At 69.7% G+C, this 10,070-nt stretch carries 11 protein-coding genes; 3 read left to right on the top strand and 8 right to left on the bottom strand.

From position 1 onward, the window contains the following. The 7 genes from AC1DYN_RS08300 to rocD all read right to left on the bottom strand — a co-directional run. Positions 1-1,014, bottom strand: a 1,014-nt coding sequence (locus AC1DYN_RS08300) for a methyl-accepting chemotaxis protein (RefSeq protein WP_477958646.1), incomplete at its 3' end; no start/stop codon positions are given. Positions 1,015-1,043: 29 nt separating this feature from the next. Continuing rightward, positions 1,044-3,170: a chemotaxis protein CheA gene (locus AC1DYN_RS08295; RefSeq protein ID WP_477958645.1), complete on the bottom strand. Its 2,127-nt coding sequence runs from the start codon at positions 3,168-3,170 to the stop codon at positions 1,044-1,046. Positions 3,171-3,194: 24 nt separating this feature from the next. After that, on the bottom strand, positions 3,195-3,500 hold the full coding sequence (locus tag AC1DYN_RS08290) for an STAS domain-containing protein (RefSeq protein ID WP_477958644.1): 306 nt from the start codon (positions 3,498-3,500) through the stop codon (positions 3,195-3,197). Positions 3,501-3,511: 11 nt separating this feature from the next. After that, positions 3,512-3,880: a response regulator gene (locus AC1DYN_RS08285; protein ID WP_477958643.1), complete on the bottom strand. Its 369-nt coding sequence runs from the start codon at positions 3,878-3,880 to the stop codon at positions 3,512-3,514. A 22-nt stretch (positions 3,881-3,902) separates the two neighbouring features. Further along, positions 3,903-5,123: a methyl-accepting chemotaxis protein gene (locus AC1DYN_RS08280; protein WP_477958642.1), complete on the bottom strand. Its 1,221-nt coding sequence runs from the start codon at positions 5,121-5,123 to the stop codon at positions 3,903-3,905. A gap of 132 nt (positions 5,124-5,255) precedes the next feature. Continuing rightward, positions 5,256-5,642, bottom strand: coding sequence for a 2OG-Fe(II) oxygenase (locus AC1DYN_RS08275; RefSeq protein ID WP_477958641.1), 387 nt, complete (start codon positions 5,640-5,642; stop codon positions 5,256-5,258). Between the two features lie 10 nt (positions 5,643-5,652). After that, on the bottom strand, positions 5,653-6,927 hold the full coding sequence (rocD, locus tag AC1DYN_RS08270; protein ID WP_477958640.1) for an ornithine--oxo-acid transaminase: 1,275 nt from the start codon (positions 6,925-6,927) through the stop codon (positions 5,653-5,655). Between the two features lie 127 nt (positions 6,928-7,054). Between rocD and AC1DYN_RS08265 the strand changes: the two genes are divergently transcribed. Genes AC1DYN_RS08265 through AC1DYN_RS08255 form a run of 3 tightly spaced genes read left to right on the top strand, consistent with a single transcriptional unit; the run spans position 7,055 to position 9,548 of the window. After that, positions 7,055-7,528, top strand: a complete 474-nt coding sequence (locus AC1DYN_RS08265; RefSeq protein WP_477958639.1) for an Lrp/AsnC family transcriptional regulator — start codon at positions 7,055-7,057, stop codon at positions 7,526-7,528. Positions 7,529-7,536: 8 nt separating this feature from the next. After that, positions 7,537-8,541: an NAD-dependent epimerase/dehydratase family protein gene (locus AC1DYN_RS08260; RefSeq protein ID WP_477958638.1), complete on the top strand. Its 1,005-nt coding sequence runs from the start codon at positions 7,537-7,539 to the stop codon at positions 8,539-8,541. After that, the gene (locus AC1DYN_RS08255) at positions 8,538-9,548 is read left to right on the top strand and encodes a Gfo/Idh/MocA family protein (protein WP_477958637.1); all 1,011 of its coding nucleotides are present in this window, start codon (positions 8,538-8,540) and stop codon (positions 9,546-9,548) included. Before AC1DYN_RS08260 ends, AC1DYN_RS08255 begins: the two co-directional genes overlap by 4 nt. On the opposite strand, the gene AC1DYN_RS08250 is transcribed toward AC1DYN_RS08255, so the two are convergent. Further along, positions 9,541-10,059: a peptidase associated/transthyretin-like domain-containing protein gene (locus AC1DYN_RS08250; protein WP_477958636.1), complete on the bottom strand. Its 519-nt coding sequence runs from the start codon at positions 10,057-10,059 to the stop codon at positions 9,541-9,543. The genes AC1DYN_RS08255 and AC1DYN_RS08250 overlap by 8 nt on opposite strands. Positions 10,060-10,070: the final 11 nt, after the last annotated feature.

The raw sequence follows: 10,070 nt of genomic DNA, 5'->3' as shown, positions 1-10,070 counted from the left end.
GCCTTCGCTGGCCTCGCTGGCCGCCTTCGTGGCCATCCCGTCGGTCACCTTCGCGTTCTCGGTGTTCTGCGAGATCGACGCCGTCATCTGCTCGATCGACGCGCTCGTCTCCTCGACCCCGGCCGCCTGCTCGCTCGACGCCTGCGATAGCGACTGCGCCGTCGCGCTCACCTCTTCCGATGCCCCCGCCAACGCCTCGGCACCGCTGTTCACCTCGGTCACCACCTGGGACAGCTTGGCCACCATGTGCTTCATCGCCTGCAGCAGCTGGCCGGTCTCGTCGCGCCCGGTGGCCTCGATCTGCACCGTCAGGTCGCCTTCGGCCAGGCGGTTCGCGGCGTCGACGGCACGGCCCAGCGGCTTGCTGACGCTGCGGCTGATGAAGAAGCCGAGCAGCAATCCCAGCACCACGCCGCCGGCGATCGCGCCGATCATCACGGTGCGGCTGCTGCGGTACAGGTTCTCGGTGTGGTCGGCCGCGGCCTTGGCGCGCGCTTCCTTCTGCGCGATCAGCTCGTCCAGCATCTCGTCGAGCTTGTCGGCCTTGCCGCGCACCGATTCGAGCGACTGCGCCAGCACCTCGTCGCGCTCGGCAAACTTCTTCGCCGACGCGAGCGACAGCGCGCGCTGCATCTCGCGCTGGTAGTCCTCGGACAGCGCGTTGAACGCGGTGAAGATCTCCTTCGCCCGGTCGGAGACGAACAGCGGCCGCGCCTTCTCGATGTAGTCCTTCAGCGAGGCGCTGCTCTTGTTGATCGACGCCAGGTGCTTGTCGCGCTCGGCCTGCGAGGTGGCCAGCAGGAAGTTGGAGCGCGCGCGGCCGATGTAGATCAGGTTGATGTTGGCTTCCTTGATGTACGACAGCCCCATCAGCTCCTTGCTGTACATGTTGTCCGCCAGGTCGTTCATCTGGCTGGTGTTGGTGATGCCGATGAAGCCGATGACCGCGCTGATCGACGCGACGAGCATGAAGCCTGCGATGAGACGCACGCCGATCTTGAAGTTGGAAAACATGGTGGAGCTCCCAGAAAACGTTGAATGCGTCAGACCGCGGGAAGGGGGGCGCCTGCGGACTGCATCAATGCGGGCACGTCGAGGATGAGCGCGACGTCGCCGCTGCCCAGGATGCTGGAACCGCTGATGCCCCGGACCTGGCCGAACATCTTCGACAGCGGCTTGATGACGGTCTGCGCCTCGCCGAGCAGGGTGTCGACCACCAGGCCGAACTTCTGCCCGGCATGCTTGACCACCACGATGTTCTGGCGCGCGCCGACCGGCCCGCTCACCTCGAACAGCTCGCGCAGCCGGATGAAGGGCAGCACCTCGCCGCGCAGGTCGGTGTAGTCGTGGCCGGCCTCGGCGCTGAACTCGACGCATTCGTCGACCATGTCCAGCGGCACGACGAACACCGCCTTGCCGACGCCGATCTGGAAGCCGTTGATGATGGCCAGTGTGAGCGGCAGCCGCACCGTGACGGTGGTGCCTTCGCCGGGGACGCTGGCGATGCCGACGCTGCCGCGCAGCGCGACGATGTTGCGCTTGACGACGTCCATGCCGACGCCGCGGCCGGACAGGTTGGTCACCTTCTCGGCGGTGGAGAAGCCGGGCTCGAAGATCAGGCCGTAGATCTCGGCGTCGCTCAGCGTGCGGCCGGCCTCGACCAGGCCGCGCTCGACGGCCTTGGCGAGGATCTTCTCGCGGTTCAGGCCCCCGCCGTCGTCGCTGACCTCGATCACGATGCTGCCGGAATCATGGAAGGCGTTCAGCATCACCGTGCCCTTGGCCGGCTTGCCGCGCGCGGCGCGCAGCTCGGGCGAATCGATGCCGTGGTCGATCGCATTGCGCACCAGGTGCGTCAGCGGATCGCCGATCTTCTCGACCACCGTCTTGTCGAGCTCGGTGTCCTCGCCGTTGACGACCAGGCCGATGTCCTTGCCGAGTTCGCGCGACACGTCGTGCACGACGCGCTGGAAGCGGCTGAAGGTGGCGCCGATCTTCACCATGCGCAGCTGCAGCGCGCTGTCGCGCACCTCCTCCACCAGGCCCGACAGCACCGAATGGCATTCGGCCAGCTCGCTGTTGCGCGTCTTGCGCGCGATCAGGTTGGCGCCGGCCGACGCGATGATCAGCTCGCCGACCAGGTTGATCAGGTGGTCCAGCTTGTCGGCGTCGACGCGGATCGACTGGCTTTCCTGCGTCTTCGCGTCCTTGACGCGCTTCTGTTTCTCGAGCGCGGCCTCGACCACCGGCGGCGACACGCGGCCCTGCTCGACCAGCACCGCGCCGATCAGCGGCGCCGGCGACACCTGGGCCTGCACGTTCAGCGCCGCTTCCAGCTCGTGCGCGGTGACGGTGCCGCAGCGCACCAGCAGCTCGCCCAGGCGCGACGATTCCTCCGGCAGCGCCTTGAGGATCTCGATGTAGTCGCCGATGCGGCTGTGCGGCGGCACGATGCGCAGCGTGCAGTCGTCGAGCACGAAGTCGAACACGCCTTCGATCGCCGCCTTGTCGGCCTGGCTCTTGAATGCGATCTCGAAGCCGAGGTAGCAGGACTCCGGATCCATCGCCGCGGCTTGCGGCAGCGCGTCGGCCAGCGTCACGATGCCCACCACCTGGCCCAGCGTGCCGAGGAAGCGGATGAAGGACAGCGGGTCCATGCCGTTGCGCAGCACGTCGCGGCCGAAGCGCAGCGAGATGTGCCACAGGTCGGCATCGGTCGATGCGCCGCCGATGCGTTCGAAGCTCGGCTCGGCGGTGGTGGCGACGGCCAGCGAAGCCGGTTCCAGGTGCGCACGCAGGCGCTCCAGCAGCGGCTCGCCGCGCGCCACCAGCGCCGCATCGGCCTGGCTCGGGTCGGACTCGGCCGCATCGACCAGCGCGCCGATGTGGTCGCCGCAGGCGAGCAGCAGTGCGATCATCGCCTCGTCGATCGCGATGCGGCCATCGCGCACCTCGTCGAGCACGCTCTCGACCACGTGCGTGAACGCCACCACCGGGTCGAGGCCGAACAGGCCGGCCGAGCCCTTGATGGTGTGCGCCGCGCGGAAGATCGCGTTGATGGTTTCCGACGGATCGGCTTCCTCGGCCACGCGCAGCAGCGCGGCCTCCATGTCTTCCAGCAGCTCGCGGCTTTCCGCGAAGAAGGTCTGCAGGGCCTGGTCCATGTTCATGGCAGTGCTTTCCGGGATGTCGCGTCAGGCCGCTTGCGGCATGACCAGGGGATCGCCGAAGTGGGCGGCCAGGTCGAACAGCTCCAGCACCTCCAGCACGGCGGGGCTGTGGTTGACCAGGCGCAGCTCGCGCGCGGCGTTGCCGGCTTCGCGCTTGGCGAGCAGCAGCAGCTGCAGGCCGGCGGTGTCGAACTCGGCGACCTGCGACAGGTCGACCTCGACCACCGGGTGCTGCGCGACGGCGGCGAGCAGCGTCTCCTTCAGCTCGGCGGCACGGTAGATCGTGAGTTCGCCTTCGATGTGCAGCGAAACTGGGGCAGCGGTGCTCATGGCCCGGCTCCTCAGGGCAGCACGAGCTTCTGCACCACGCCCAGCAGCTGGTCAGGCTTGAAGGGCTTGACGACCCAGGCCTTGGCGCCGGCTTCCTGGCCTTCGCGCTTCTTCGCGTCCTGCGACTCGGTGGTCAGCATCACGATCGGCGTGAACTTGTAAGCGGCCATCTGCTTGATCGCCTTGACCATGCTGATGCCGTCCATGTTGGGCATGTTGACGTCGCTGATGATCAGGTGGACCTTCTGGCCGGTCAGCTTGGACAGCGCGTCCTTGCCGTCCACGCCTTCGATCACGTCGTAGCCCGCCTGCTTGAGCGAGATGCCGACCACCTGCCGCACCGAGGCGGAGTCGTCGACGATCAGGATGTTCTTGGCCATGTGTTTTCTCCCGTGCCCTGTTTCAGAAAAAGGTGATCTCTTCGGTGGCGTCGGCCGCCTTGGCGGCACCACCGCTGTGGCTGCTGTGCAATTGGCGCTCGTCGGCCATCGCATAGGTCTTCTCGAGCTCGGCCAGCAGCGCGGCGCTGTCGACCGGCTGCAGCACACCGTCGCGTTCGTACGCTTCGAGGCCGCGCGCCAACTGGGTCGGCACCTGCTCGATGTTCTGCCGCACGTGCGACATGACCTGGCTGACGCGGTCCTGGAACTGCAGCTGCACCAGCGCCTCGCCGATCTCGCCCTGGATGCCGACGCTCTCGCGCTTGAGCACGTCGGCCGATGCGACCAGCGCGTCGGTGACCTCGTGGAAACCGCCGAGCACGCTGCTGATGGTGGTCTCGCAGGCGGCGATGGAGGCGGCCTCGCGTTCGGCCGAGGCGTCGGCGCTGCGGCGCGCGGTGGCGATCGCATCGCCGATCAGCGAGACCTTCTCGGCCATGCGCCGGCCGGTCTCGCCGGACATCGCCGACAGCTTGCGCACCTCTTGCGCCAGCACCGAGAAGCCGCGGCCGGTCTCGCCGGCGTGGGCGGCCTCGATGGCGGCATTGATCGCGAGCAGGTTGGTCTGCGAGGCGATGGTGGCCACCTCGGCCGCCATCTGCTGCAGTTCGCTGACGAAGCGGCTCAGGCTTTGCACCTCCTGGTGCATCGCGCCGTTGCTGGCCATCGCGGCGCGCAGCGAATCGAGCACACCGTTGAGTTCCTTGCTGCTGTTCGCGAACACCGCGACCAGGCCCTGGTCGCCGTCCTGCATCGAACCGGCGGCGAGGTTGGAGGCGCGCATGGCCTGGTCGAGCTTGTCGACGATGCCGCCGAAGCGCTCGGCCAGCGCGGAGATCGCGGTCTCCATCTGTGCGCGCGAGCTTTCGATGTGGCCGCCCCACACCGGCAGCAGTTCGCGGCCGAGGCGCTCGGTGCCGGCCAGGTAGGCACGGGTGGCGTCGCGTTGCTGGCGGCGCAGCGTGGCCTGGCGGCGGTCGAACAGCGCGCCGGCGACGGTCAGGCCAGCGCCGACGAGCAGCGCCCAGCCGTTCCAGCCGCTCGCGGCCCAGGTGGCAATACCGCCCGCCAAGCCCATCGCGCTGCACGCGAACGCGCTGGGCGCCAGGCGGGAGGGCTTGGCGCTTTCCGACGGCGCCAGAGGCGCCGCCTCACGCCCGGAGGGGAGGCTGAAGGTGGACATGCGTACTTGTCGGCACGCCCACGGCGGAAATGAAGTGAGTTGCGCAACGCAGCGGCCAAAAAACTGTGCGCTGCGTGAGGCGAACGTGTAAGCGCAGGTAACTGCCTGGTTCTTGCCTGGCTTATCTGGCGTTCAACTGTTCGAGCGGGCCGGCAACACCCAGCCGATCGACAAGACGTAGCGGCTGCCGCCGACCACGCGCGTGACGCTGTGCTCGCACGCATCCGGCCTGAACAGCTTGATGCGCCGCGTCGCGAAGATCGGCGTCGCGCAGATGAATTCGCCGCCGGAGGGCGAGGCCTTGACGACGATGTTCAGCCGGTAGTGCCGCCGCGCCTGCACCGGGTCGGTGTGCGGCGGGATCTCCGAGCCTTCGGGGTAGCGCAGCAGGTAGCTGTCGAAACCGAGCGGCCAGCGCGCCGTCAGCAGCAGCATCTTGTCGTAGCCCGTGCCCTGGCGGCCACGCTGCCAGCGAAAGGCCTGGCTCTTGTATCTGGAAAAGGAGGCGATGAGACCCATCGCCCCGAGCTTACGCTGCCGCCGCTTCGCTGCGCGCGCCCGCCTTCGCGTCGATCGCCTGCAGCACGCGCCGCAACGCATTCACCGCCTCGTCGATCTGCGCCCGCTCGATCACCAGCGGCGGCGCCAGTCGCACCACCGTGTGGTGCGTGTCCTTGGTCAGCACGCCCTCGTCCATCAAGCGCTCGCAGACCTCGCGCGCGCTCGCGAACGCCGGGTCGATCTGCACGCCGATCAACAGCCCGCGGCCACGGATGTCGGCGATGGCCGGGTGGCGCAGCTTCCACAGCTGGGCCATCAGGTACTCGCCCTGCTCCTGCGCGCGCCGTGCGAGCTGCTCGCGTTCCAACAGGTCCAGCGCCGCCAGGCCCACCGCCGCCGCCAGCGGGTTGCCGCCGAAGGTGCTGCCGTGGTCGCCGGGCGTGAACTGCGCCATCACGTCCTCGCGCGCCAGGAAAGCGCTGACCGGCAACAGCCCGCCGCCGAGCGCCTTGCCCAGCATCAGGCCGTCGGGCAGCACGCCGTCGTGCTCGCAGGCGAGCGTCCTGCCGGTGCGGCCAAGGCCCGTCTGCACCTCGTCGCAGATCATCAGCACGTCGTGGCGCGTGCAGATCTCGCGCACCGCCTTCAGATAGCCGGCCGGCGGCACGATGATGCCGGCCTCACCCTGGATCGGCTCGACGATGAAGGCGGCCGTGTTCGGCGTGATCGCCGCCTCCAGCGCGCGCGCGTCGCCGAACGGCACCGTGCTGAACCCGGGCGCGAACGGGCCGAAGCCGTCGCGGTATTGCGCCTCGGTCGAGAAGCCGACGATGGTGGTCGTGCGCCCGGCGAAGTTGCCTTCGGCGACGATGATCTGCGCCTGGCCCTCGGGCACGCGCTTGACCTTGTAGGCCCACTTGCGCGCCGCCTTGATCGCCGTCTCGACCGCCTCGGCACCGCTGTTCATCGGCAGCGCACGCGCCACGCCGGTGATGCGGCACAGCGCTTGCAAGAACGGACCGAGCCGGTCGGTGTGGAAGGCTCGGCTGGTGACGGCCAGCTTCTGCGCCTGCGCCGTCAGCGCCTGCACCAGCACCGGGTGGCTGTGGCCGAAGCTGACGGCCGAGTAGGCGGACATCATGTCGAGGTAGCGCTTGCCGTGCTCGTCGAACAGGTGCACGCCCTCGCCGCGCACCAGCACCACCGGCAGCGGGTGGTAGTTGTGGGCACCATGCCGCTGCTCCAGCGCGATGGGCGAGGCGTGGCGGGCTTGAAGGGCGGCTGCGCGGGCGGCGGTGGTCATGTGTTCTCCTGATCCGGCTGTAGAGCGACCACTCACAGTCTACGGACGAGACGGCGAAATTTGCTTTCCAAAACTTGCACCTTCCGCGCCAATGAAGCACGATTCGTGCATTCACCAGGATGAAATCATGAGTATCGGATCCATCGATGGCCTGGACCGCAAGATTCTGGAAGCGTTGCAGGCGGATGGCCGCGCCAGCAACGTGGAGTTGGCGGCGCAGGTCCACCTGTCGGCGCCGCAGTGCTTCCGGCGCGTGCGCGCGCTGGAAGAGCGCGGCGTGATCCGCGGCTACCGGGCCCAGGTCGAGCCGCAGGCGCTCGGGCTGGGCGTGATGGCCTACGTCAGCCTGAACATCGACGGCGGCCAGTTCGGCCGCGTGCGCGAGGTCGAGGCCGACATCCGCGCCTTCCCGCAGATCCTCGAATGCCACACGGTGTCGGGTGACAGCGACTACCTGTTGAAGGTGGTCGCGCAGGACCTGAAGAGCCTGAGCCAGTTCCTGACCGACCGGTTGATGCAAGTGCCGGGCGTCGACGACGTGCGTTCGATGATCTGCATGGAAGAGGTGAAGGCGCCGTCGCCCTTGCCGGTGTCCATATGAGGCTGCTGGTGCTGGGAGGCGGAGTCTTCCTCGGCGCGGCCGTCGTCGACGCGGCGCGCGCGGCCGGGCATGCGGTGACGGTGTTCAACCGCGGCCTGGCACGCAGCGCGTGGCCGGCGGACGTCGAGGTGCTGGCCGGCGACCGGCAGCAGGACCTCGGCAGCGTGCGCGGGCGCCGCTTCGACGCCGTGGTCGACACCAGCGGCTACCTGCCCGGCGACGTGCGGCGCAGCGCCGAAGCCTTGGCGGACGCGGGGCAGTACCTGTTCGTCTCCAGCATCTCGGCCTACGCGTCGCTGGTGCGGGTCGGCGAGGACGAAGGCGCGGCACTGGCCTCGTTCGACGGCATCGCACCCGACGACCGCAGCATCGCGCACTACGGCGCGCAGAAGGCGGCCTGCGAAGCGGCTTTGCGCGGCGCGTGGGGCGAGCGCGCGCTGGTCGTCCGGCCGGGCCTGATCGTCGGACCCGGCGACCCGACCGGGCGCTTCAGCCACTGGCCGTGGCGGGCTGCCGCGGGCGGCACGATGCTGGTGCCGCGTTCGTCGTCGCAGCTGCAGGTGATCGACGTGCGCGACCTGGCGGCGTGGATGCTGGCGCTGCTGGCCGACGGCCAGCGCGGCGATTTCAATGCGACCGGGCCGGTGGACGGGCCGCTGACCTGGCCGCGCTTGATCGACGCGTGCCTCGCCGCGGCCCGGCGCGCCGGCCACGCATGCGCGACGCCGTGCGCCGTCGACGACGCCTTCCTGCGCGCCGAGGGCGTGCGCATGTGGAGCGAGTTGCCGCTGTGGATCCCCGACAGCGAACCGGACGCGCAGGGCTTTCTCGCCGTCAGCGTGGCGCGGGCGCGCGCGGCGGGGCTCTCGACAAGGCCGCTGGCCGACACGGCGGCGGACATCCTCGCGCAGCCGCTGCCGGCCGCCGACGATCCGCGGCGCGACGGCAAGCTGACGCTCGCGCGCGAGCAGGAACTGGTGGCACGATGGACCCTGCAACACACGCCGCCATGACACCTCATCCAACCCTGCGCTGGGGCCTGATCGGCGCCGCCCGCATCGCCGCCTCGGCCCTGATCCCCGCGTTCCGCAGCACCGGCAGCGAGATCGTCGCCGTCGGCTGCAGCGATCCGCTGCGCGGCGCGATCTTCGCCGACACGCACCGCATCCCGCACGCCCTCGGCTACGACGCGCTGCTGGCGCGCGACGACATCGATGCCGTCTACATCGCGCTGCCCAACCACGCCCACCTGCCGCTGACGCTGGCCGCATTGCGCGCCGGCAAGCACGTGCTGTGCGAGAAGCCGCTGGCGCTCAGCGCGGCCGAGGTGCGGCAGATGCAGGACGCCTGCTTCGCCGCGAAGCGCCTGGTGATGGAGGCCTTCATGCACCGCTTCCACCCGCAGCTGGCGCGCGCCCGCGCGATCGTGCGCGACGAGGCCTCGGGCCCGCTGAAGTGGATGCGCAGCCACTTCACCTGCACGCTGCACGACCCGAGCGACGTGCGCTGGAGCCAGCGCCTGGGCGGCGGCGCGCTGTACGACCTGGGCTGCTACCCGCTCAGCCTGATGCGCCTGCTGGCCGGCGTCGAGCCGGCGGTGGTCTGCGTCAGCGCCGGGCTGACCCCGCCCGATGCCGCCGGCGGTCGCGTCGACCACGCGGCCCACGCGGTGCTGCGCTTCGACACGCAGCACGGCGAGGTCACCGGCCACTTCGACTGCGCGTTCTCGCTGCCGCCGCACACGCAGTTCGAGGCCCTGCTGCGCGACGGCATCCTGCGCCTCGAAACCCCGTTCGGCTGGAAGGACGTCGAGGCCGTGCTGCGCATCGGCGACCACGTCGAGCGCTTCGCCCCCTGCGACCCCTATGCGCTGATGGTGCGGCACTTCGAGGCGGCGGCGCTGGGCCACGAGCCGCTGCACATCACGCTCGACGATTCGCTCGCGCAGGCGGTCGCGATGGATGCGCTGATCGCCGGCGCACATGCCCCGTCCCCCGGGATTGGCATCCGGGCTACATGAAGTCGAGGAACACCGTTTCCCGTTCGCCCTGCAGGTGGATGTCCCAGCGGTAGCTGCCGTCGGGCTGGCGCTGCGCGACCAGCGTGTCGCGCCGCGCCGCCGGCAACTGGTCCAGCAGGTCCGAGGTCGCGAGCCCCGGCGCGTCGGCCAGGAACACCGCGCTGAACTGGTGCTTCAGGATGCCGCGCCCGAACAGCGTGATCCAGGCCACCGGTTCGCCCGGCCGCGGGCGCGCGGGCAGCGACAGCTCGAGACGGAAGCCGCCGTCCTCGCCGGTGGCATGGCGGCGAAAGCCCGGGATCGGCCGCTCCCCTTCGGCCGAGACCGCCTCCGGCGTCCAGGCCTCCACCCAGCCATCGCTGACCGGCACGCCCTGGCCGTCGAACATCGTGCCGGCGATCGTCACGCGCTGCGCGGCCGTGCTGCCGGCCTGCGACAGCGTTTCGGCCCAGCGCCAGGCCTCGTGCGGGAACGGACCGATGGTCTGCGACGAAGTGATCTTGTGCGTCATGCCGTCCTCGC

Source organism: Rhizobacter sp. P2_D12, from assembly GCF_056404395.1.
Note: the sequence above shows the minus strand (reverse complement) of the source record. Positions and strands in the feature narration are given on the sequence as shown.